Raw genomic sequence first — 22,393 nt, 5'->3', positions numbered from 1 at the left:
GCAATTTTCCTTTAAGTCAGGGCTCAGAGGCGTTCGATGATGGTGGCAATGCCCATGCCGCCGCCGACACACAATGTCGCCAGGCCATAGCGCAGGCGCCGGGCTTCCAGTTCATCGAGCAGCGTGCCGAGAATCGCGCAGCCGGTGGCGCCGAGCGGGTGGCCCATGGCGATGGAGCCGCCGTTGACGTTGACCTTGTCGGGGTCGATGGCCATGTCTTTGATGAACTTGAGCACCACCGAGGCGAACGCTTCATTGACTTCGAACAGGTCGATGTCTTCGACCCGTAGCCCGGCCTTGGCCAGCGCCTTGCGGGTCGCCGGCGCGGGACCGGTGAGCATGATGGTCGGGTCAGTGCTGGTGACCGCCGTGGCGACGATTCGCGCCCGTGGCTGCAAGCCCAGCGCCCGGCCCTTCGCTTCGGAGCCGATCAGCATCAGCGCTGCGCCATCGACGATCCCGGAGCTGTTGCCCGGCGTATGAACGTGGTTAATCCGCTCCACCTGGCTGTAAACCCGCAATGCGGTGGCGTCGAAGCCCATTTGCCCGATCATTTCGAAACTCGGCTTGAGCTTGCCCAGGCCTTCCATCGTCGATTCGGCACGAATGAACTCATCGTGATCGAGCAGAATGATGCCGTTCTGGTCCTGCACCGGCACCAGCGACTTGTTGAACGAACCGTTCGCTCGCGCCCGCGCCGCCTTCTGCTGGGAGTGCAACGCGAAGGCATCGACGTCCTGACGGCTGAAACCTTCAATCGTGGCGATCAGGTCCGCACCCACGCCCTGGGGCGTGAAGTGGTTGTGCAAATTGGTTTCCGGGTCCAGCGCCCAAGCCCCGCCATCGCTACCCATGGGCACGCGGGACATCGACTCGACGCCACCGACCACCACCAGGTCTTCGAAGCCGGAGCGCACTTTCATTGCGCCGAGGTTCACCGCTTCCAGACCCGACGCGCAGAAGCGATTGAGCTGCATACCGGCCACGCTGACGTCCCAATCGGCCACCTGCGTGGCGGTCTTGGCGATGTCGGAACCCTGATCGCCGATGGGCGTCACGCAGCCGAGCACCACATCATCCACCTGACTGGTGTCCAGGGACGTGCGCTGCTGCAGCGCCGTCAGCAGCCCGGCCACCAGATTCACTGGCTTGACGCTGTGCAAGGCGCCATTGGCCTTGCCTTTACCACGGGGCGTGCGTAACGCGTCGAATATCAAAGCCTGGGTCATGACGTCCTCGAACCTGATGGTGAATGAAGATCAAAAGATCGCAGCCTTCGGCGGCTCCTACAGGAGACCGTGTGACCCTGATCTTTATGCCCTCACCTTATGCCCAGCAGCCGTGGATTCAATGACCACAGCGCTCATTGGCGTTGACGGTCACGCTCAGACGAACGGTAGTCTGCTATCGGATAAACCGATTCAAGTCACCAAGCTGTCTAGCAAACGGGCGCCCAAGAAGCTGGCCATAAGCCTCATGCCTTTTTAGCAGTGATTAGTGCTAATTCCATACGAAATGGATCTAAGTCAAGCGTAACGCGGGCCCTAAGGTAAACCTGTACGAAGTTGTCGTCGGGTTTTGCCGAGGCACTCGTCCTACAGGAAGTGCAGCGCTCTGCCGTCATGGATATGCAGGCAGGCACCAGGAAATAACAAAAAAGGCGGTCAAGCCATGTTCAAGCATTCGAAAGTTCGTCAAGCCGGGCTCATTCTATTCGCCACTACACTGTTGTTGATTTTGCCGAACCTGACCAAAGTGATTGGCTGATCGAGCATCAGGGTTTTCATTTCGCCTGATAAAAATGTGATTGGCTCGCTATTCGAGCCGGCGTGGCTGTGCCAACCTTTGCGGCACATCCACGACATGGACGGCGATCACTTGAAAGCGCTCATTGTGTTTGGGGCCTTGCTGCTCAGCATGCCTCTGTCTGCCGCACAGCTGAATCTGGAGCTGGGCGCGAGTTCTCGCACCTGGCAGACCGAGCAATTGCTCAAGCATCCTCAGGTTCAGACCATCACGATCACCAACGACGTTTCCTACAAACGGGACATGAGCTATCGCGCCGTGCCGTTGGCGGCGTTGTTGACGGGCATCAAGCCTGAGGATCATCTGCAAGCCGTTGCCCTGGACGGTTTTGCCGCCGAACTGGCCGCCGCGCCGTTACTCAACACCCAAGGCGCGCGGGCCTGGCTGGCGATTGAAGACCCGGCCAAGCCGTGGCCACCGTTGTCAGAGGGTAAGCACAGTGCGGGACCGTTTTATCTGGTCTGGACCGATCCGCAAACGGGCAATATCAGCCCCGAGCAATGGCCGTTCGAAGTAGCGAGCATCAAGCGCATGGCCCCGGTGGCCGAGCGCTTCCCTGCCCTGCTGCCCGATCCTGCGCTGAAGGCGGACGATCCAGTGAACAAGGGCTTTGCGCTGTTTCAGAAGAACTGCCTGGCGTGTCATCGATTGAATGGCGCGGGGGATGCGCAGTTCGGGCCGGACCTGAATATTCCGTTCAACCCGACCGAGTACTTCGGCGCGGATTTCCTCAAGCGCTACATTCGTGATCCGCAGAGCTTGCGTCAGTGGCCACAGGCGAAGATGCCGGCGTTCGCGACGACGGTGTTGCCGGAGGGGGATCTGGAATTGTTGGTGGGGTATTTGAAGCATATGGCGGGGCGCAAGGTGAAGCCCTGAAGACATCCTTCCTGTCAGTGATCGTTCCCACGCTCCGCGTGGGAATGCAGCCCGTGACGCTCTGCGTCACATCCAAAGCCGAACGCGGAGCGTCCGTGGAGGCATTCCCACGCGGAGCGTGGGAACGATCGGTGGTAGGTTACTGCTGTTGCACCGAAATCACCGGCGCAGGCGTCGGTGACACAAACACCTTCGCATGCATCTGCTCGCACCCACCGCCACGGCGCATGCCGCGCACCGGACAGGCGTCCAGGTAGTCGAGGCCCACGGCCAGTTTCAGGTGACGCTCCGGGCGGGCCAGTTCGTTGGTCACGTCGAAGCTGTACCAGGCGTCATCCAGCCAGGCTTCAGCCCAGGCGTGACTGGCCAGGTGTTCGCTGTTCTCGCTGTACAAATACCCCGACACATAACGCGAGGGAATGCCCAGGCTGCGGGCGCAGGCGAGGAACGCATGGGTGTGGTCCTGGCAGACACCGGAACGCCCGGCGAAAGCCTGGGCGGCGCTGGTGTCTACTTCAGTGGAACCCGGCGTGTAGGTCATGTGCTGGTTCAGGCCATGCATCAAATCGATCAGCGCCGTACGATCCCGGCGTTGTTTGCAGGCCTTCTCGGCGAATGCGCGCAGCGCTTCGTCGGCCTCGGTCAGGCGCGTGAAGCGCAGGAACGGCAGCGCCGACTGGCTTTCATGCTCGGCTTCGCGCAGTTCGTCGATGTCCACCTGCCCTCGGGCGCCGATAATGATTGCCTCGTGGGGTTCGTCCAGGGTCAGCACATGCAGAATGTTGCCGAATGGATCGAGTTGCGCGCGCACCGGGCGTGGCAGGTCGAGCTGCCAGCTGAGCACGTGTTGGCGCTCGCTGTCGTGTGGGGTCAGTCGCAGGTACTGGATGCTCGCCCGCACCTGATCTTCGTAGTGATAGGTGGTCTCGTGGCTAATGGAAAGTCTCATGCAGCCTCCAGGTAGGAACTGTGTATGGCGTTGCCCAACTGGCGCACCAGCGGGATGAACTCGGTCAGCCAGGCATGCAGGCCTTCGTCGAGGATTTCGTTGATACCGGTGTAGCGCAGGCGCGCGTCCATTTCTGCCGCCAAACGCTGGGCAGGACGGCCGTTGGCCCCCGGCAATTGGGCGAGGATCTGGTCGATTTCTTCGGTGCAGGCCCGCAAAGATCGCGGCACGTCGGCGCGCAGCAGCAGCAACTCGGCCACATGCCGGGCGCCAGGAGCGTCGCGATAGATCTCGGTATAGGCCTCGAACGACGACAAAGCCCGCAGCAAGGCGCTCCACTGGTAATAGGCGTGAGCCGTGCCGTCGCTGACCGCTTCGGCCTGATCGCCGGCCATTTCGTAACGGGCGTCGAGCAGGCGCAAGGTGTTGTCAGCCCTTTCGATAAAGGTGCCAAGACGAATGAAGCGGAACGCGTCGTTACGCATGATGGTGCCGTAGGACGCGCCACGGAACAGGTGGGAACGTTCCTTGATCCACTCACAGAAACGGCTCATGCCGTAGCGACTCAAGCCCTGCTCGGCGATCCCGCGAATCTCCAGCCAGGTGGCGTTGATGTTTTCCCACATGTCGGCGGTGATCCGCCCACGCACCGCATGGGCGCTGGCTCGCGCAGCACCGAGGCAGCTATAGATGCTCGCCGGGTTGGCCGCATCCAGGGCGAAAAAATGCAGCAGCCGTTCGGCGTGCAAATCGCCGTGGCGCTCCAGGTAATCGTCCAGAGTACCGGTGATCAGCAACGGCATGGCGAGTTCGTGCAAGCCATCGCCACGACCGTCCTGAGGCATCAGTGACAGCGAATAACTGATGTCGAGCATCCGTGCGAGGTTTTCGGCCCGCTCCAGGTAACGCGACATCCAATACAGATCCGAGGCAGTTCTACTTAACATGGCAGGCTTCCTTCAATCCTCGACCACCCAGGTGTCCTTGGTTCCGCCGCCCTGGGAGGAATTCACCACCAGGGAGCCTTCGCGCAAGGCGACACGGGTCAAACCGCCGGGCACAACCCGGGTTTCGCGGCCAGACAATACAAACGGACGCAGGTCGATATGGCGTGGAGCGATGCCGTTTTCAACAAAGGTCGGACAGGTCGATAAAGACAACGTCGGTTGGGCGATGTACGCGTGGGGCTTGGCTTTGATCCGCTCACGGAAAGATTCGATTTCCGCCGCCGTCGCCGCCGGCCCCACCAGCATTCCGTAACCACCGGAGCCCTGGGTTTCCTTGACCACCAGTTCTGGAAGATTGGCCAGCACGTGGGACAGCTCAGAGGGATTACGACACTGCCATGTCGGCACGTTCTTCAGGATCGGCTCTTCATCCAGATAGAAACGAATCATGTCCGTGACGAAGGGGTACACCGACTTGTCATCCGCGACCCCGGTGCCGATGGCATTCGCCAGCACCACGTTGCCGGAACGGTAGGACGACAGCAGACCTGGAACGCCGAGCATCGAGTCCGGGTTGAACGCCAACGGATCGAGGAAGGCATCGTCGAGGCGACGATAGATCACGTCGACGGCTTTCGGCCCGTCCGTGGTGCGCATGAACACCTTGTCGTCACGCACGAACAGGTCCGCGCCCTCCACCAGTTCAACGCCCATTTCCCGAGCCAGGAACGCATGCTCGAAAAACGCGCTGTTGAAGCGCCCCGGCGTCAGTACCACCACGCTCGGGTTGTCGATCGGACTGGAGCTTTTCAGGGTGTCGAGCAACAGGTTCGGATAGTGGTCGATCGGCGCGATGCGCTGGGCGGCGAACAATTCGGGGAACAATCGCATCATCATCTTGCGATCTTCGAGCATGTAGCTCACGCCGCTGGGGGTACGAAGATTGTCTTCGAGCACGTAGTACGTGCCGTCGCCATCGCGCACCAGGTCGACGCCGGAAATGTGCGAATAGATATCGCGGTGCAGATCCAGCCCCTGCATCGCCAACTGGTATTGCTCGTTGGCCAGCACTTGCTCGGCCGGGATGATGCCGGCCTTGATGATGCGCTGCTCGTGATAGAGGTCGGCAAGGAACATGTTCAATGCCTTGACCCGCTGAATGCAGCCGCGCTCGACGACCCGCCATTCACTGGCGGGGATACTGCGAGGAATGGTGTCGAAGGGAATCAGGCGCTCTGTCCCTTGCTCATCACCATAGAGCGTGAATGTAATCCCGGCACGATGAAATAACAGATCGGCCTCGCGTCGCCGTTGTGCCAAAAGCTCGTCAGGCGTTTCGGCCAGCCAACGGGCAAACTCCCGATAATGCGGGCGGACCTGGCCGCCGGCATCGTACATCTCATCAAAATAGGTGCGGATCATGCCGTACTCCTTGTCACCCGGACATCCAGACCTTCGCAAGGCCCGTGCCATCGGCATAAACGCTTTGATATCAATCAGTTGGATAATGACGCAACACGCACCGCACCAATTCTGTGCGGTAAATGCCCCAACCTGATTGCCCCCGCTTCATGGCGAAGCAATGCTGTCGCCTATCAGCAGCATAGCCAGAGTTGATTTCACTGCCCGGGGGGCGATGCGGATAATCCGCGCATTCGCTGGAAAACCTGACCGAAACTTCCCTTTAGCCGCCTGCTCAGGCGGTTTTTTTTGTTTTTTTGAAACGTTATGAATCAAAAACCCAGATCAAAAGATCGCAGCCTCGTTTCACCTGTAGGAGCTGTCGAGTGAAACGAGGCTGCGATCTCTTGATCTTCCCCCCACAAACGAAAACGGCCAACCCAAAGGTCAGCCGTTGCTGAGTGTTGTCACTGTTCATAAAGTTATGCGAGTAGCCCTCGTACCTCCTGCTTGACGCCCCATCCTTCGATGATACCGCCCAGAGGCTCGACCACCGCCTCGAAGTCCTGCTCAAAGTCGCCGATCCCGTCGTAGGTGGCGTACATCACTTTGCTCAGTTCCAGATGCCACGCGCCGTCATCGCGCACGCTGATCTGGGCATTCAAGGATTCACCACTGAAATGACCTGCCGCCCTGCGTGCCCGCTCCTCGTCCGGAAAAATGGCGTAGAACTCGATGGGATGGAATCGTGAAAAGTCGAAACCGCCTTCTTTCATGCGGCGCAGCACGCTGCTGCTGATGTCTTCTTGATAGGCTGTGCTCATGAAACGTCCCCCTCAGACTGATGGATAGACTTTCCGTATTCCCTGCACTTTCAACCGATTGGTGAGAGCGATACGGCAACAGAGGTTGCCGATGGGAAACAAGCATGTAGCTGACAAGACCAGACCTTAGCGAGTCATTCGCTGATCTCGCTTGCAGAGTAGCCCCAAGATAGAGCTGCTGCCAAGGTCTGGGTGTGAATGTGACAAGAGGTGTATCAGATCGGGGTAATACTGATGATTTCAATGCTGTTCTGGGATTTCAGACTTTTGACGGTCGGATCATCGGTACGACCCTCCAGATCATTGAGATCCAGTTCGGCAGCGATCGGCAGGCGTCGGGCGCGAATGAGTTTGGCGGCTTGCTCGCTATTCGGGCATTCCTCGCACTCGAAGAGTTCGTCCACTGTTTCACCGTGATCATCCACGAAAGTGATTTTCCACTTTTGCATCGGTGCCTCCTCGATAAAACCCATGGATGGGCTTACTTCTATCTGGACTTTACCCCTGACTGATCGTTCAACGGATTACCGCGTGTCGGCATGAAAAAACACAGGACCTGTGGGAGCGTGGCTTGCCCGCGATAGGATCGCCGCGTTGCAGCTGACAGACCGCAGCGCCTGCATCGCGGGCAAGCCACGCTCCCACAGGTTCAGTGTTGCAGGCGAAACAAGTCAGATCCGCACATTGCCCCTCGGCCCGGCGATGGCCCAGATGATCAGGCCCAGGACCGGCAGCAGCAGGATCAATAGCACCCAGATGATTTTCATCCCGGTCTCGGCGCCACTTTTAAGCACGTTGATGATGGCCCAGATATCCAGGGCAAGAATAATCAGGCCAACCAGGCTGTTGAACGTGGAACCCATGGTGACGCTCCCGAAGAGTGGTATGCCCTCTTAGGATAGTCGGGCCTTACGAGGGTTCCGTTTTATTACCGTCCTGGACAGCTTCAGACGTGGATCGCGACTTTCAAGGCTTCCAGGGATGGCGCCGCGGCGATGCCGACTTCGGCGCACAACTCCAGCACCCGTGGCACGTCATTACCGTAGACCAGCACCACTTGCAGTTCGTCGTCGAGCAACTGGCTGAAGTTCATCAGCGTGTAACCGCCGTTTTCCTTGTTCATGCTGCCCATCTGCACCTGAATGCGATTGAGCGCCGTCAGGGCTTCGGTCTTGGCCAGTTGCTTGGGTTTGATGTTGAAATCGACGCCGGGGCCGAACGAAGCGACGATCTGCGCGAACAGGTCCATGTAGGTGTCGGCCTGGAACAGCACGGTTTCCGGCAAGCTGCCGACGACCACCCACTCACCCAACGGGATCGGGAAGGTGTCGTCGTAGTTGATGTCTGGATTGGCCGTCAGAAAAGCTTCTGGATCGGCGTAGGCCTGAGCCGCTTCGTCAGCGACTTTCAGGATTTCGTCATCGCTCATGCACCCGGAGCTGATTTTGCTGATGAGTTCGACGAGTGCGGCTTTCATGAGGTGGATCCTGTAGCGAGGGAGGTTTGAGGGCGCGAAGGATAACGCATTTTGTGGCGAGGGAGCTTGCTCCCGCTGGGTTGCGAAGCAGCCCCAAAATCAGCCACCGCAGTCGTTCAGATAGACCGCATTCGCCGGATTTACGACTGCTTCGCAGCCGAACGGGGGCAAGCCCCCTCGCCACAAAAGCCCCGCAGCACCACAGAGGTCAGGCCAGGAGTTTCTGCAATTGTGCTGTGGTATCCACCGCCCCCATGGTTTTGGCCGCGTCCAGCGCGGATACGCCATTGGCATCCTTGGCTTTCGGATCGGCGCCTTTACTGATCAGGTAGTCGACGATTTCGACGCGGTTGAACATTGCCGCCATCATCAACGCAGTGCGACCGTCGAAGGACGAACCTTCCACTTGCGCGCCACCTTCCACCAACGCCTTGACCACCGCCAGATCACCTTTGAATGCCGCGCCGGCAATCGGGCTCTGGCCGTTGTCATTGCGGATTTCCGGGTCGGCCTTGTGCTCGAGCAGCACTTTTACCGTGTCGACATGGCCGTGGTACGCGGCGAGCATCAGCAAGGTGTCGCCCTTGTGGTTGCGCAGGTTCGGCGGTAAGCCCTTGGTCAGCAGCGCAGCCATCATGGCCGCATCGCCCTCGCGCGCTTTGTTGAACACCTGTTCGGCAAATTCAGCAGCTTCTTCGGGCGTCATCTGGCGGCTTTTGTCTGACATTGGGGACTCCACATTCGGTCAATCGGAAAAGCGGATAGTTTCCCGAGCGGTCTGGAACCTGTCACTTCTTTTTTCTCATGAATAGCCATAGCTACATTTAATAAGAACCACATTCAATAACGGTACTTGCCGTCCTGGATATCCGCCAGCACCTGCTGGGTGACTTGCACGTAAGTCTGGGTGCCCGGCAACCAGGCGTAGATGGGGTCATCGCCGGTTTTGTTCGGGTCGAAGGCTTCATCCTTGAGCCGCGTCTTCTGGTATTTGAAGGTCCCGGTGGTTTCCATTTTCACTTTCACCCGTAGGAAAAGTGGCACCGCATAGGCAGGCATTTGCTGTCTGGCGAAAGCCAGCAACTCGCTGAAATCCAGGGTCGCCAGGGATTCAGCCGGCGTGATTGCCGCCATCCCGGCACGCCCGTTGGTGTTGTGGATTTCCACACCATAAGCCACGGCTTCGGCGATCTGCGGATGTTGCAGGAGGATGTTTTCGACCTCGGTGGTCGAGACGTTTTCGCCCTTCCAGCGGTAGGTGTCGCCCAAACGATCGACAAACTGCGCATGGCCAAAACCGATGTTGCGCAGCAGGTCACCGGTATTGAAGTAGCGGTCGCCCTTCTTGAACACATCGTGGAGCACGACTTTTGCGGTCTTCTGCGGATCGGTGTAGCCGTCCAGCGGCGCCTTGTCGTCGATCCTCGCCAGCAGCAAGCCCTGCTCGCCCTTGGCCACTTTGCGCATGAAGCCCTTGGTATCACGGGTGGGGGCACCGCTGTCGTGGTCGTACGCCACCAGTTCCCAGGCCATCAGGGAAAAACCGATGGTGTTGTCGAAGTTGAGGATGTTGGTGAAGCCGATATTGCCGTCGCTGGCGGCGTACAGCTCGCAGATATGGTCAATGGCAAAACGCGTCTTGAACTCGCTCCACGCGCCGGGGCGCAGGCCATTGCCGATCATCTTCGTCACGCTGTGCCGACTGTCGTCGACGCTGCGCGGTTGATCCACCAGGTAGCGGCACAATTCACCGACGTAACCGAGGGTGGTCGCCCGGTATTTGCGCACGTCACTCCAGAACTGGCTGGCGCTGAACTTGCGGCGGATGGCAAACCCCGACGCCCCGCTGATTGCCGAGCCCCAGCACACGCAGAGCCCGGTGGCGTGGTACAGCGGCAAGGTGCAATAGACGACGTCCTGCGGCTGCATGTCCAGGGCAATCAACCCGAAGCTGGCGGAGCTGCGCATCCAGCGGCCGTGTTTGAACACCCCGGCTTTGGGCAACCCGGTGGTGCCCGAGGTATAAATGTAGAAACAAGGATCGTCGAGAAAAACCTGCTGGCTGCTGACGGGGTTATCGCTGCACGCTTGGGCGCTGACTGTCATCAGGTTGATGAAGTCATCGGGCGAATTGCCCGGATCGCGATAAGTGTCACGATCGGCGACAAACCAGGTACGCGCAGCGTCGATGGACACCCGCTCGCGAACCGCATTGAAGGCCGGAACCAGCTCTTCTCCGACCACGATCGCCACCGGCGCCACCAGGTTCAGGCTGTGGGCCAGGGTATCGCGGGTCTGGGAGGTATTGAGCAAGGCGCTGATCGCACCGACCTTGGCCACCGCCAATATCGTCACCAGCAGTTCCGGACGGTTTTCGATAAAAATCGCCACCACATCGCCCTTGCCGATGCCTTGGGCAATCAGGTGATGGGCGATTCGATTGGCCCACTGATTGACCTGGGCATAAGTGAGCGCCACCTCACCCTGCAGCAAGGCCGGGCCATCGGGGTTGCGCAACGTCGCCTGCTCGAAGCTCCAGCCGAGGCCACACGGTTGGGTCGGGTCCTTGACGTTGGCGGCTTTCATGCCCTTCACCACGCGGGGAATGGCTTTGGCAATGGAAGGCAGCTTGCGGAGCATCATGCCCCAGGTAATCGTGTCGTTCAGCGTGCGGCTCATTGATGCTCCCGTTCGATTTTCTTATTGTCGGGTGGCGTTGTTTGAGGCCGAAAATACGTCAGCGGTTCTTGAGCTGTACACGCGGTTTTTGCAATGTTTTGTATCCGGAACCCTGGCGTAGCGATTGGTTCCATCGAATTCGCGACCGACCACGCAAAATGCAGGATGCACGATGGCCATTCATGCAGATTGCACGAAAGCATAGAAATACAATTTTTATAACTTATTGATTTATAAGTATTTTTAAAAAATCAGGTGCTGGCACAATCACTGCAACTACCTCTCCATGTAGCCCTTCAAAGCACTCACGGAGCTGATAGACATGAGCCTGATCCAGGAAAAATTTTCGTCGCTATTCTCCAACTTCGAAGTGACCACCCAGCCACGGCCTGACGGCGGCATTCTGCTGACCCTGCGCAGTACGGACGGCAAAGTCTTCAAACGTTCGATTTCCTACCAGCAATTGCATGCCGGCGATCAGCTGTCGTGGGTGATCAGCGCGATACGTCGTGATGTCGCCGAACAGGCCAGCGAACTGCCGCAGATCTCCATGCTGCAAAGCCAGCAACGGTTCGCCTTGCCGACTTATCACTCGGTTTAAATCCTGCAGTTGTAAAATAAACACGCTACAAACAAACAGGCCGTGAACGCTTTCGCTTCACGGCCTGAGTTGTTTCCATGTGCCAGATTCCTCGCCTCCACAGGATCGGCTCAGTCCTCGAGACGCGGGAAACGGCTGGCGATGTCATCGCCGGTGAAATTGGCCACCCAGGCTTCGGAGTTGTTGAACAGGCGGATTGCGACGAAATGCGGGTGCTCGCCCATGTCGAACCAATGCGGCGTACCGGCAGGCACCAGGATCAGGTCGTTTTTCTCGCAGAGCACGGCGTAGACATAATCGCCGATGTGCAGGGAGAACAAACCACGGCCAGCGACGAAAAATCGTACTTCGTCTTCAGCGTAACGGTGTTCATCGAGGAACTTGGCGCGCAGTTCGGCTTTTTGCGGGTGATCGCTGTTCAAACTGACGACGTCGACAGTGAGGTAACCGCGCTCGGTCATCAATTTGTCGATTTGCTCCTGATACGCGGCGATCACTTCTTCCTGGTTGGCACCGGGCTGGATTTTCGCCGTGGCTTGCCAACGGTCGAAGCGCACGCCCTGTTCGGCCAGGGTCGAGGTGATGTCCTCGAGGTGGGTCAGGACTTTGTTTGGTATTTCAGGGCTGGAGACGTGATAAACGGACAGGCTGCTCATGGCAAATCCTCAAAGGTTCAAGAGGGAGCGCGTCTTCAACTCGCACTCGAACAAAAATTCAAAAGCCTCGATCTGCCGCAGCGCGTCGCTCATGCGCGCGCCCTACATGTAGAGGCCATGGCTACGGATGGCAAGGCTTCGGTCGGCGACAGGCGGGTCGAGTATTTGCTGCTGGTGGCCGGCGACCAGCGGCGGTCATACAGAAAACGCCCCGCATCGATGATTTCCTGGGCGAGATGTTCGCAGGTAAGGCTCATGGCCTGTCCTCTTGCATACGTGTGGCAATGATAACGGCAGCGGCGAAGGCTGCGAGACTGGCAATACTAAAGGTCAATGTGGCGCCGAGGGCATTCCAGCTGTAACCGGAATACAACGCGCCCAGTGCGCCGCCGGTGCCAGCCAACGCGGCATACAACGCCTGGCCCTGGCCTTGCTGACGGGCGCCGAAGCTACGTTGCACGAATTGGATGGCAGCCGCGTGAAAGCTGCCGAAGGTTGCGGCGTGCAGCACTTGGGCAAACAGCAGCACCCAGAGGAATTCAGCAAACGAACCGAGCAACAACCAACGCAACGCCGCCAGCAGGAAACTCGCCAGCAGCACCCGGCGCACCGAGAAGCGTGCAAGGATCTTGCTCATGGCCAGAAACATCAAGACTTCGGCAACCACGCCGACCGCCCAGAGCATGCCGATCAGCCCACGACTGTAACCAAGTTGCTCAAGGTGCAGGGTCACAAAGGTGTAATACGGCCCGTGACTCATCTGCATCAGCGCCACGCAACCATAGAATGCCAACACGCCGGGGTTGCGCAATTGCTGGAGGAATCCCTCCCCCGCCAACCGTTCACTCTGAACCGGTTGCGCGTTGGGTACCCACAAACTGCTGACCACGATCCCGGCCATGATCAGCACCAGTGCCAGCGGATAGATGTCCAGGCTGAGCCATTCGAACATCCGACCGAGGGCGACCACGGTGATAATGAAACCAATGGAACCCCACAGGCGAATCTGACTGTAGCGAGACGTTTGGCCGTTCAAATGCGCCAGGGTGATGACTTCGAACTGCGGCAACACCGCATGCCAGAAGAACGCGTGCAAGGCCATGACCATTGCCAGCCACGCGTAGCTTTTGCTGACGAAAATCAGTGAGAAGGTCAGCAGCGTACAGACCGCGCCGAACCGCACGATGGCCAGCCGTCGCCCGGTGTAGTCACCGAGCCAGCCCCAGATGTTCGGCGCCACGCAGCGCATCAGCATCGGGATCGCCACCAGTTCGCCAATGCGCGCACTGGAAAAGCCCAGGTGATCGAAGTACAGCGCCAGGAATGGCGCTGTCGAACCGAGCAAGGCGAAATAGAACAGATAGAAACTGGAAAGCCGCCAGTACGGAAGCGCCGTCACGTCGTCAGGCCCCGGCGGCTATGAGGCTCTGCACAAAAACTGCCTGCGCGACGAGTTTTCGTACAGACCCTGCGTCAGCCATTAAAGCTGACCCAGCACCGGAGTGCTCACGCGCACATCGACGTTCTGCCCGCGGTGACGCAGCAGGTGATCCATCAATACGATGGCCATCATCGCTTCGGCAATCGGCGTGGCGCGGATGCCGACGCACGGGTCGTGACGGCCCTTGGTGACGACCTCAACCGGGTTGCCATGGATGTCGATGGAACGGCCCGGTGTGGTGATGCTTGATGTCGGCTTAAGCGCCAGGTGCGCCACGATCGGCTGACCGGACGAGATGCCACCGAGAATGCCGCCGGCGTTGTTGCTGAGGAAACCTTCCGGGGTCATTTCATCACGGTGTTCGGTGCCGCGCTGGGCGATGCTGGCAAAACCGGCGCCGATCTCAACGCCTTTGACCGCGTTGATGCTCATCAGCGCATGGGCCAGTTCCGCGTCGAGGCGGTCGAAGATCGGCTCGCCGAGGCCCGGCATCACGCCTTCGGCGACCACGGTGATTTTCGCGCCGACCGAATCCTGGTCGCGACGCAACTGGTCCATATAGGCTTCCAGCTCCGGCACTTTGTCCGGGTCGGGGCTGAAGAAGGCGTTTTCTTCCACCGAATCCCAGGTCTTGAACGGGATTTCAATCGGGCCGAGCTGGCTCATGTAGCCACGAATGACGATGCCTTGGGTGGCCAGGTACTTTTTCGCAATCGCCCCTGCCGCCACGCGCATGGCGGTTTCACGGGCCGAACTGCGACCGCCGCCGCGGTAATCGCGCTCGCCGTATTTGTGGTGGTAGGTGTAGTCGGCGTGGGCCGGGCGGAACAGATCCTTGATTGCCGAATAGTCCTTGGACTTCTGGTCGGTGTTGCGGATCAACAGGCCGATGGCGCAACCGGTGGTGCGGCCTTCGAACACGCCGGAGAGGATTTCGACTTCGTCGGCTTCCTGGCGCTGGGTGGTGTGGCGGCTGGTGCCGGGCTTGCGGCGATCCAGGTCGCGCTGCAGATCCTCAAGGGAAATCTCCAGGCCCGGCGGGCAGCCATCGACAATGGCGACCAACGCCGGACCATGGCTTTCGCCCGCGGTGGTGACAGTGAACAGCTTGCCGTAGGTATTGCCGGACATGCGGGACGCTCCGTGAAATCGAAACTAAAATACGTAATGCGCGCCAGTATACGCAGGCTACCCGACTAGTTCATCCTCGAACCTTATGCTCGAACCTTATGGCCGCCTGCGAGTCCAACCGGCACCGAGTGGATGATGGCGTGATGATGCTGCGAGTTCTAGCCTTGAGCCTTACCCTGTTTACCGGCTTTGCACAGGCCACTGTCCTGCAACGCCCGATTACATTGGACACCGGCAGCGGCGAGCTTTTCGGCTCACTGTTGCTGCCCAAGTCCGACACGCCTGTGCCGGTTGTCCTGATCATTTCCGGCTCCGGTCCTACGGATCGTGACGGAAACAACCCCGACGGCGGACGCAACGACAGCCTCAAACGGCTGGCCTGGGTGCTGGCCAAACACAACATCGCCAGCGTGCGCTACGACAAACGCGGCGTGGCGGCGAGCCTGTCTGCGACTCCAGACGAACGTAATCTGTCGGTGGACGCCTATGTGGCCGACGCCGAAGCCTGGGGCCACAAGCTCAAAACCGATCCGCGCTTTGGCAAACTGATTTTGCTCGGCCACAGCGAAGGTGCGTTGATCGCCAGCCTCGCGGCACCAAACATCGATGCCGCGGCGGTGATTTCCATGTCCGGCAGCGCCCGACCGATCGATCAGGTACTGCGCCAGCAGTTGAGCAATCGCCTGCCGCCACCGTTGATGCTGCGCAGCAATGAACTGCTCGACAGCCTCAAGGCCGGCCACACCGACGACAACGTGCCACCTCAGTTGCAGGTGATTTTCCGCCCCAGCGTGCAGCCGTATCTGATCTCACTATTCCGCCAAGACCCGGCGGCGGCCTTCGGCAAATTGAAAATGCCGGCGCTGATCATCCAGGGCAGCAACGACATTCAGGTCGGCGTCGGTGATGCCCAAGCGCTCAAGGCGGCCAAACCGGACGCCGAACTGGCGCTGATCGAAGGCATGAACCACGTGATGCGCATCGTGCCCAACGACGTGAAGCGGCAATTGGCCTCCTATAAAGATCCGCAATTACCACTGGCGGCCGAACTCGGCGCGCGAATCCTCGAGTTTATTGACGGACTTCGCACCCGTTAAACGCTGTCAGAAGGCGTTCTCAACCAGTTTTCACGCCGTGAAAACCGGTTGAGAACGTCCCTGGCCCTCCAGTCCTGAAAAAAACGGCCGATAAGCCTTTGTCGCCAGCGCACTGGCTGGTGGCAAGCAGGGCTTGGACAGGATCTCGCCGTTATGACTGATACCCAGACTTCACCCGACACCACCGCTGAAAAAGACGCACCGCCAGCGGTCGAGCTGCCGTGGGCGGACGTCCACGTCGAGCACCACAAAATGCTCCGCCTGGCGCCGTTGAAAACCGACCGCAACACCGGTGGACGGCCGTTGCGCTTTGTCGAATTCGGTTACGCCGAACGCAATAGCAAGGAACACAGCCTGCTGCGCATGACCATCAAGCTGCCGGGCCAGCGTGTGCGCAAAGAACAGAATCATCTGGATGTCTGGGTTGATCACGCTGCCAAACGCGTGCATTTCGGCCCGGAAAGTGGCTTGCAGATCGAGCCGTTGAACCGTGGCATCGGGCGTTACATGGCCGCTCAGGGCATTACGTGGGCGAAGAAAAGATGGCCCGCCTACACCGTCGATGGTACTGACCTGAACAACAAGGATGCGCTGAACGAAGACACTCGCCTGCGCCGCGATCACTTTCTGCGGGTGCACGGTTTTGACGTGGTCTACGCCGACGCCCAGCATTTGAAGGGCAGCGTTAAAGAGGTGTCGGTAGGTGATTTGCTCGGCGACTGGAACAGCGAAAAGTTGCAGCAGGTGGAAATCCTCGAAGCCGCGCAGATGCTCCAACAAGCCGAGCAGAACCTGGCGGAACAGGAAGTCAAACTGAAGAAGCACGAAGAAAAAGTCAGCAAGTACAAACGCGAAGACGCCGGGCTGCGTTTTACCATTACCTGTCTGGTGGCGTTTGCGGTGTTTCAGGCGGGATTGTTGATCTGGATTGCTACGCACCGTTGAAGGCTTGAGACCGCAGCGCTGCCATCGCGGGCAAGCCACGCTCCCACAGTTTTGTGTTGTGTCCAATTGATCTGGCACACACAAAACCTGTGGGAGCGTGGCTTGCCCGCGAAGGCTTTCTAGAGTCAGACGCGAGAAGCGAACAACGCCTGATGATCGCGGCACTGCTGCGCCGTCAGCATGAACACCCCATGCCCACCGCGCTCGAACTCCAGCCAGGCGAAGTCGACTTCCGGGTACAGCGCCTCGACGTGAACCTGGCTGTTACCCACCTCGACAATCAGCAAACCTTTCTCGGTCAGATGATCCGCCGCTTCGGCGAGCATGCGGCGCACCAGGTTCAAACCGTCGTCGCCACAGGCCAGGCCCAGCTCCGGTTCGTGCTGATACTCGTCCGGCATGTCGGCGAAATCTTCCGCATCGACGTAGGGCGGGTTCGACACAATCAGGTCGAAACGTTGACCTGGCAAGCCATCAAAACCATCGCCCTGAACAGTGAACACGCGCTCATCGACACCGTGACGCTCGATGTTCTGGTTCGCCACTTCCAGCGCTTCGAACGACAGATCGGCCAGTACCACTTCGGCGTTCTGGAACTCATAAGCACAGGCGATGCCGATGCAACCGGAACCGGTGCACAGGTCGAGAATGCGCGCAGGTTCGGCACCCAACCACGGTTCGAAACGCTTTTCGATCAGCTCGCCAATTGGCGAACGCGGGATCAGCACGCGTTCGTCGACAATGAACGACATACCGCAGAACCAGGCTTCGCCCAGCAGGTAAGCGGTCGGAATGCGCTCTTCGATGCGACGTTTGAGCAGGCGCTGCAAGTTGACCAGTTCGTCCTCTTCCAGATTGCAGTCGAGGTAGCTATCGGCGATTTCCCACGGCAAGTGCAGCGCACCCAACACCAGTTGACGGGCTTCGTCCCAGGCGTTGTCGGTCCCATGGCCGAAAAACAGATCCTCCCCATGGAAGCGGCTGACGGCCCAACGGATATGGTCACGCAGGGTACGAAGTCGGGAAGTGATCACGGGGCAAACTCCAGAAAAAACGACTGACGATTCTAACAGCCAAAAGACGCCACGACGACGCAGGAAAAACACCGGACCAGATGTAGGACTCTTCTATTTTTTCAGCAAGCTATTGAACAGAACGAGTATCTTGACAAGGCTGCGACCCAACAACGGCGGTGCCTACGATGGTAGCGATTCACAGAAGCGCTCAGCCAGAGGACAATGTCGCAAAAGCCCCACTCGAAGGAGCCCCAGAATGTCCGTTCCAAAAACGATGTTTCAACTCAGCGGCCGTGGTTATGCAGCGGCCAATCTGGGTCATGCGACCCTTGTCATCATCGATGCCCAGAAAGAATACCTCAGCGGCCCCTTGGCACTGAGCGGCATGGATGCTGCCGTCGCGAACATCAAGCAACTGGTGGCCGCTGCCCGTGCAGCCGGTCGGCCGATCGTGCACGTGCGCCACCTCGGCACCGTCGGTGGGCTGTTCGACCCGCAAGGCGAGCGCGGTGAGTTCATCCCGGGCCTGGAGCCACAGGGCGATGAAACCATCATCGGCAAATTGCTGCCGAGTGCGTTTCATGGCACCGAACTGCTGGAGCGCCTGCAGAATCTCGGCTCGCTGGACCTTATCGTCTGCGGCTTCATGAGCCATTCCAGCGTCAGCACTACCGTGCGCGCCGCGAAGAACCTGGGCTTTCGTTGCACATTGGTTGAAGACGCCTGCGCGACTCGCGACCTGCCCTCCAAGGGTGGCGTCCTGAGCGCCGAGCATGTTCAGCACACCGAGATGGCGATCATGGCGGACAATTTCGCCACCCTCGCCCAGACCCGCGAACTGATCTGATCGACCGTCGATGAGCGGCCCATGCCGCCGCTCATCCGCAAAAGCCTCTCATTTGCTGTAATTGCCCTAGCCTCAGGAACATCCCGGTCAACTCCCGGTCGAAGGGCCGATACCCATTGAGGAAGGTCGGAATGAAGTTATCCGATGGTTTTGATGCACGCCGCTTGCGGCCCAAAGGCCAAAGCAACTGGCGTTTTCGCTTCGGCGCAGCCATTGCCGCTCTGCTGGCGATGTGCGGCGTGCTGCTGGTGATGGCAGGTGCCGCCAGCCTGCTCGGCCAAGCGCCCGCCCTGGGTGAGTTGAATACCAACCGGGTCGGTTCGGCAGTGATTTTGGCGATTGGCCTGTTCGTGCTGTACATCGGCGTGTGGCTGTGGCGCCGCTGCCGCCGCCGTTCGCGTCAATCGCAAGAGCTGAACATGTCCCCGCATTTGATGAAAAAACACGACTGAGCCGAACGCCACGCGTTTTGTCGCGCCCCATTCGCTTCGACTTGGGTAAACTGGCCGCCCTTCGCGGAGGCTGACATGCAAGACGACGATTTTTCCCTGTTCAAAAGCGCGATCCAAGGCGTCAAGCCGATCAAGCACGATCGCGCCGAAACCGGCAAACCCAAGGCCGACCGCGCGCAAATCGCCAAGCTGCGCCAGGCCGCCACCGTGCGCACCGATGCCACCACCGTTGATGGGCTGTCCGATCAGTTCGTCATTGATGTCGGCCCCGAAGATGAGCTGATGTGGGCCCGCGACGGTGTCCAGGAAAGCCAGATGCGCAAGCTCAAGATCGGACAGATTCCGTTCGAAGGCAGCCTCGACCTGCATGGCATGAACGTGGAAAAGGCCCGTGAGACCCTATGGGCCTTTCTGGCCGAAGCGACCAAATTCGAAATCCGCTGCGTACGTGTCACCCACGGCAAAGCGGTGCGCCTGGACGGCAAGCGGCCGATGATCAAAAGCCACGTCAACACCTGGCTACGTCAGCATTCACAGGTGCTTGGCTTCACCTCGTGCCAACCGAAACACGGCGGCGCCGGAGCGGTTTATGTGATGCTCAAACGCACTATGATGGAAGGTCGCGACGAGTGATGCCGTCGCTTCACGCTTGCAGCGCCGTGTCCGTCACCGTACCCTTGCCCTTTGCGTAAAATCCCACAGGTAGTTTCATGTCCCTGGAACAGAATTACACCGACATGTTGAGGGGTGTTTGCTAAGTCGCTAGGGGCAATGAAATCAGGGGTTTGATGCCCAGGCGAACTCAGTTTTTCGTGCTAAAACCCACCTATTGGTACAAAAATTGGTACGAGATCCTTTCCCTTCCTAAGGGGAAGGTCGGTAGTTCGAACCTGCCCTGGGACACCATATATTTCAATGGTTTCACAGTTTTAGCTCCGCGCAATTTTAGTTCGCAGGTGCGTAGTGGGTGCAAATGGATGTGAACCCTTCGCTTCTCAGGCCCGCAAATCTTCCGGGTCCCTCGTCAGGGGCATTCATCCTTCTGCATCTTTCATCATTCGAATGCAGGATGTGTCCATGAGTCGAGTTCTTAAACGTATCTACTGTTTTAGAGTCATCAACCCTGCTGGCGACCTGGTGAATTGCAGTCCAGCGCTTATCGATATCTCCGATAAACTGAGTATCGGCCAGACAGAAATCCAGATGTTTGAAGATGTCGTGCGTATACAGCGGTTTCGAGATTCTCCGGTGGGGAGGCTCTACCATCTCGCAAGATACTCACCTGGCACCCATAGCTCGACGCTAACCCCAAAGGCAATTGGCAAGCTCGACGATGAGGGCGTTTTAGGTGCACCTGCAGGCAAAGAGATCAAGACTGGGGAATGTTACGCACTCATAAGCGAGCACAACGTGTTGTTTTGCGGGCATGGACTGACACATCAAAAATGTGCGGGTTATTTTTTCATGCTCATGAAGTCGCAAAAATACCAGCTCAACCCTATAAAATTTCACGCCTCAAGCAACATTGACAAAGTCGCTATCCTTAATGCGCAAGGGGCGAAATCTATCCGGTTAAATGTAAATGCCTATAAGTTGAGTCTGCCGAAGGCAGATGAAGGATGGCTTGGCGGTGTACTTGCCTCCGTAGGGGAAGAAGTGATGGCGCTGATTGGCAAAGATCCTAATCGCTCCCAGGAAAAGTCTCTCCAGGACATGACCGTAGCGCTAGAGATAGGGTTGGATGGCAATTCTCGGGCCACGGTCGAGTCCCAAAGTACAATCACTGACTTGGCGAACGAGATCCTTTCTGACGATGACTCTCCTGTCGATAGCTTCACCATTCTGACGCGCGATGGAACACCGATCACTAGCGATGATGTCAAACTTCACTCTGCCATCAGCGTTGAGAAAAATGGGACATCGGTAAATCATGTCGAGATTTGGGATGCTATGGTCAGGTACTTGGGGCAACTCAAGAATCAAAAATTGCTGGAGCAATAATGAATATTGACTGGCGTCGGCTTCTATTCTTCCTGGGTGCGGCCGTTGTCAGCGGCTGGTGTGGTTGGTATGGGCAACCTTTGGTGCACGAGAATAACGACGCCAGGGCAATGATTACTGACGTTTTCTCGATCTTGGCCGGTTTTCTGATGACCGTCCTTACTCTGCTGATTGAGCCTAAGCCCACCGCTAAGATTTGGCGAGAAGCGGCAGCAAAGAAGACTACCTTCATAAACCGCATAATTCGCTATAAATGGCTATTTATGCTCTATCTTGCGGTTCTAGGACTGGTATTTGCCGCGAACCTTTTGGGCAAGAGCAAAGATTCTGTTGAGCTACTTCTCTGGGTGGAAAGGGTTTATCTGACGCTTGCGACCTTGGCCTTCATTGTCTCTTTGACGCTGCCAAATCAGCTGATGCAACTTCAAGTCGGGAGGTATAACGAGATGATCGATGAAAGGAAGAAGCCAGAGGTCGAAAAGATTTCAGGTAATTAAATCTTTTATACGCATACGGTGTTGCTAGTGTTGCGTATGACAGCCTGGAACCTGCTACCCGCCTGCTCGGCCAGCAGCCGGCGCTCCAGGGGACAAGATGAATGTGAGCGACGAAGCACATCGACTAAGATTGCCGACACGGTAATGGCCGTTCAGCATGTCCGCTAGGGGTCGAAAGCAACCGGTGACAACTTCACTAGCTGACCATGCGCCAATTGTGCTTGGATATGTGGTGGTTTTGGTGGGAGAGGCCCGTGTTTGTTGGCCGTAACGCGCTTTCTTGCCTGCTTGCACAAATGCATAGTGGGCATTGAATGGCATGGTTTGCGTACGGTTTGCTCCATTTTTGCCCCATTGTTCCCCTATACCCAAATCTGCTGCGCTCAGCCACACCACCCTTTCGCCTCGACAACTTCTTCCAAGCTCCAACTGCGGCCACTGTCGTTGCTATGCTTAGGCTTTCTCGGAAGGAATCGACACAATGCCAAGCGATTATTCATTGCCAGATGTACTGGAGAGGCTGTATGAAAACCAGCACGCCCTGGAGGCGGCCATTATGGAATTGACACTTCTGATTGAGGAGCAAGGGGCACAGGAAGTGGGCGGAAATGTCCGTGGTGCACTGTGGACCATGGCTGAAAACGCTGGTCATATCAAACAAGGCCTGGCTCGATTGAAAAAATTGGACATCGGTTAGCCGATTGCATATCCAAGGCCCGTCGACAGTCATTGTCGAGGTAGATTCGA

24 protein-coding genes and 2 pseudogenes are annotated in these 22,393 nt (G+C 58.1%); 10 read left to right on the top strand and 16 right to left on the bottom strand.

The features are described 5' to 3' along the window. Positions 1–23: 23 nt before the first annotated feature. Positions 24–1,229 carry an acetyl-CoA C-acetyltransferase gene (locus ACZ9IM_RS03625; protein ID WP_427625220.1) on the bottom strand — a complete coding sequence of 402 codons (1,206 nt, stop codon included), beginning with the start codon at positions 1,227–1,229 and terminating at the stop codon, positions 24–26. A gap of 634 nt (positions 1,230–1,863) precedes the next feature. On the opposite strand from ACZ9IM_RS03625, the gene ACZ9IM_RS03620 reads away from it, so the two are divergent. Further along, positions 1,864–2,685, top strand: a complete 822-nt coding sequence (locus tag ACZ9IM_RS03620; protein ID WP_427625253.1) for a c-type cytochrome — start codon at positions 1,864–1,866, stop codon at positions 2,683–2,685. Between the two features lie 139 nt (positions 2,686–2,824). Here ACZ9IM_RS03620 and ACZ9IM_RS03615 read toward each other — a convergent pair whose 3' ends face one another. The 9 genes from ACZ9IM_RS03615 to ACZ9IM_RS03575 form a co-directional block, all read right to left on the bottom strand. Next, positions 2,825–3,634, bottom strand: a complete 810-nt coding sequence (locus ACZ9IM_RS03615) for a transglutaminase family protein (RefSeq protein WP_048394414.1) — start codon at positions 3,632–3,634, stop codon at positions 2,825–2,827. Further along, positions 3,631–4,581, bottom strand: a complete 951-nt coding sequence (locus ACZ9IM_RS03610) for an alpha-E domain-containing protein (protein WP_010456611.1) — start codon at positions 4,579–4,581, stop codon at positions 3,631–3,633. Before ACZ9IM_RS03610 ends, ACZ9IM_RS03615 begins: the two co-directional genes overlap by 4 nt. Before the next feature lie 12 nt (positions 4,582–4,593). Continuing rightward, positions 4,594–6,003 (bottom strand): circularly permuted type 2 ATP-grasp protein, encoded by a 1,410-nt coding sequence (locus ACZ9IM_RS03605; protein WP_007902187.1) that lies wholly within the window; start codon positions 6,001–6,003, stop codon positions 4,594–4,596. A gap of 461 nt (positions 6,004–6,464) precedes the next feature. Continuing rightward, positions 6,465–6,806 (bottom strand): ribonuclease E inhibitor RraB, encoded by a 342-nt coding sequence (locus tag ACZ9IM_RS03600; protein WP_008005633.1) that lies wholly within the window; start codon positions 6,804–6,806, stop codon positions 6,465–6,467. A gap of 215 nt (positions 6,807–7,021) precedes the next feature. Beyond that, positions 7,022–7,255, bottom strand: a complete 234-nt coding sequence (locus tag ACZ9IM_RS03595; RefSeq protein ID WP_008073014.1) for a hypothetical protein — start codon at positions 7,253–7,255, stop codon at positions 7,022–7,024. Positions 7,256–7,477: 222 nt separating this feature from the next. After that, the gene (locus tag ACZ9IM_RS03590) at positions 7,478–7,669 is read right to left on the bottom strand and encodes a PLDc N-terminal domain-containing protein (RefSeq protein ID WP_007902193.1); all 192 of its coding nucleotides are present in this window, start codon (positions 7,667–7,669) and stop codon (positions 7,478–7,480) included. 83 nt (positions 7,670–7,752) lie between these two features. Next, a complete protein-coding gene (locus ACZ9IM_RS03585; RefSeq protein ID WP_427625218.1) occupies positions 7,753–8,283 on the bottom strand; it encodes a hypothetical protein in 531 nt (176 codons plus the stop codon). 208 nt (positions 8,284–8,491) lie between these two features. Further along, positions 8,492–9,010, bottom strand: coding sequence for an ankyrin repeat domain-containing protein (locus ACZ9IM_RS03580; RefSeq protein WP_429433525.1), 519 nt, complete (start codon positions 9,008–9,010; stop codon positions 8,492–8,494). A gap of 113 nt (positions 9,011–9,123) precedes the next feature. After that, complete coding sequence (locus ACZ9IM_RS03575; protein WP_427625216.1) at positions 9,124–10,962, bottom strand: long-chain-acyl-CoA synthetase; 1,839 nt, start codon at positions 10,960–10,962, stop codon at positions 9,124–9,126. Between the two features lie 322 nt (positions 10,963–11,284). Between ACZ9IM_RS03575 and ACZ9IM_RS03570 the strand changes: the two genes are divergently transcribed. Beyond that, positions 11,285–11,563, top strand: coding sequence for a DUF3509 domain-containing protein (locus tag ACZ9IM_RS03570; RefSeq protein WP_007898807.1), 279 nt, complete (start codon positions 11,285–11,287; stop codon positions 11,561–11,563). A 110-nt stretch (positions 11,564–11,673) separates the two neighbouring features. On the opposite strand, the gene ACZ9IM_RS03565 is transcribed toward ACZ9IM_RS03570, so the two are convergent. The 5 genes and pseudogenes from ACZ9IM_RS03565 to aroC all read right to left on the bottom strand — a co-directional run bounded on the left by ACZ9IM_RS03565 (position 11,674) and on the right by aroC (position 14,791). Further along, positions 11,674–12,219 (bottom strand): 1,2-dihydroxy-3-keto-5-methylthiopentene dioxygenase, encoded by a 546-nt coding sequence (locus ACZ9IM_RS03565; RefSeq protein ID WP_476223393.1) that lies wholly within the window; start codon positions 12,217–12,219, stop codon positions 11,674–11,676. A gap of 9 nt (positions 12,220–12,228) precedes the next feature. Next, positions 12,229–12,348, bottom strand: a pseudogene (locus ACZ9IM_RS03560) (methylthioribulose 1-phosphate dehydratase); the annotation flags it as partial. Further along, a pseudogene (locus ACZ9IM_RS03555) lies at positions 12,339–12,476 on the bottom strand (methylthioribulose 1-phosphate dehydratase); the annotation flags it as partial. The pseudogenes ACZ9IM_RS03560 and ACZ9IM_RS03555, both read right to left, overlap by 10 nt. Beyond that, positions 12,473–13,618 (bottom strand): MFS transporter, encoded by a 1,146-nt coding sequence (locus ACZ9IM_RS03550; RefSeq protein WP_427625211.1) that lies wholly within the window; start codon positions 13,616–13,618, stop codon positions 12,473–12,475. The pseudogene ACZ9IM_RS03555 and the gene ACZ9IM_RS03550, both read right to left, overlap by 4 nt. Positions 13,619–13,699: 81 nt before the next feature. Further along, positions 13,700–14,791, bottom strand: a complete 1,092-nt coding sequence (gene aroC / locus ACZ9IM_RS03545; RefSeq protein WP_030131637.1) for a chorismate synthase — start codon at positions 14,789–14,791, stop codon at positions 13,700–13,702. 98 nt (positions 14,792–14,889) lie between these two features. Here aroC and ACZ9IM_RS03540 point away from each other — a divergent pair, with 98 nt between their 5' ends. Both ACZ9IM_RS03540 and ACZ9IM_RS03535 read left to right on the top strand, forming a co-directional pair. Next, the gene (locus tag ACZ9IM_RS03540; RefSeq protein WP_476223392.1) at positions 14,890–15,888 is read left to right on the top strand and encodes an alpha/beta hydrolase; all 999 of its coding nucleotides are present in this window, start codon (positions 14,890–14,892) and stop codon (positions 15,886–15,888) included. Positions 15,889–16,041: 153 nt separating this feature from the next. After that, entirely contained in the window at positions 16,042–16,833 is a 792-nt protein-coding gene (locus ACZ9IM_RS03535) for a hypothetical protein (RefSeq protein ID WP_476223391.1), read from the top strand. A 125-nt stretch (positions 16,834–16,958) separates the two neighbouring features. On the opposite strand, the gene prmB is transcribed toward ACZ9IM_RS03535, so the two are convergent. Beyond that, a complete protein-coding gene (gene prmB, locus ACZ9IM_RS03530; protein ID WP_427625208.1) occupies positions 16,959–17,867 on the bottom strand; it encodes a 50S ribosomal protein L3 N(5)-glutamine methyltransferase in 909 nt (302 codons plus the stop codon). A gap of 238 nt (positions 17,868–18,105) precedes the next feature. On the opposite strand from prmB, the gene ACZ9IM_RS03525 reads away from it, so the two are divergent. The 6 genes from ACZ9IM_RS03525 (at position 18,106) to ACZ9IM_RS03500 (ending at position 22,343) form a co-directional block, all read left to right on the top strand. Further along, positions 18,106–18,696: a cysteine hydrolase family protein gene (locus tag ACZ9IM_RS03525; protein WP_008076357.1), complete on the top strand. Its 591-nt coding sequence runs from the start codon at positions 18,106–18,108 to the stop codon at positions 18,694–18,696. A 131-nt stretch (positions 18,697–18,827) separates the two neighbouring features. Continuing rightward, positions 18,828–19,148 carry a hypothetical protein gene (locus tag ACZ9IM_RS03520; protein WP_007898816.1) on the top strand — a complete coding sequence of 107 codons (321 nt, stop codon included), beginning with the start codon at positions 18,828–18,830 and terminating at the stop codon, positions 19,146–19,148. 75 nt (positions 19,149–19,223) lie between these two features. After that, positions 19,224–19,781, top strand: coding sequence for a Smr/MutS family protein (locus ACZ9IM_RS03515; protein ID WP_007898817.1), 558 nt, complete (start codon positions 19,224–19,226; stop codon positions 19,779–19,781). 444 nt (positions 19,782–20,225) lie between these two features. Then, positions 20,226–21,149: a ubiquitin family protein gene (locus ACZ9IM_RS03510; RefSeq protein ID WP_476223390.1), complete on the top strand. Its 924-nt coding sequence runs from the start codon at positions 20,226–20,228 to the stop codon at positions 21,147–21,149. Then, positions 21,149–21,646, top strand: a complete 498-nt coding sequence (locus ACZ9IM_RS03505; protein WP_476223389.1) for a hypothetical protein — start codon at positions 21,149–21,151, stop codon at positions 21,644–21,646. Before ACZ9IM_RS03510 ends, ACZ9IM_RS03505 begins: the two co-directional genes overlap by 1 nt. Positions 21,647–22,127: 481 nt before the next feature. Next, complete coding sequence (locus ACZ9IM_RS03500) at positions 22,128–22,343, top strand: hypothetical protein (RefSeq protein WP_476223388.1); 216 nt, start codon at positions 22,128–22,130, stop codon at positions 22,341–22,343. Positions 22,344–22,393 lie beyond the last annotated feature (50 nt).

The organism is Pseudomonas sp. TE12508, assembly GCF_056279485.1.
This window is presented reverse-complemented; position numbering and strand designations above follow the sequence as displayed.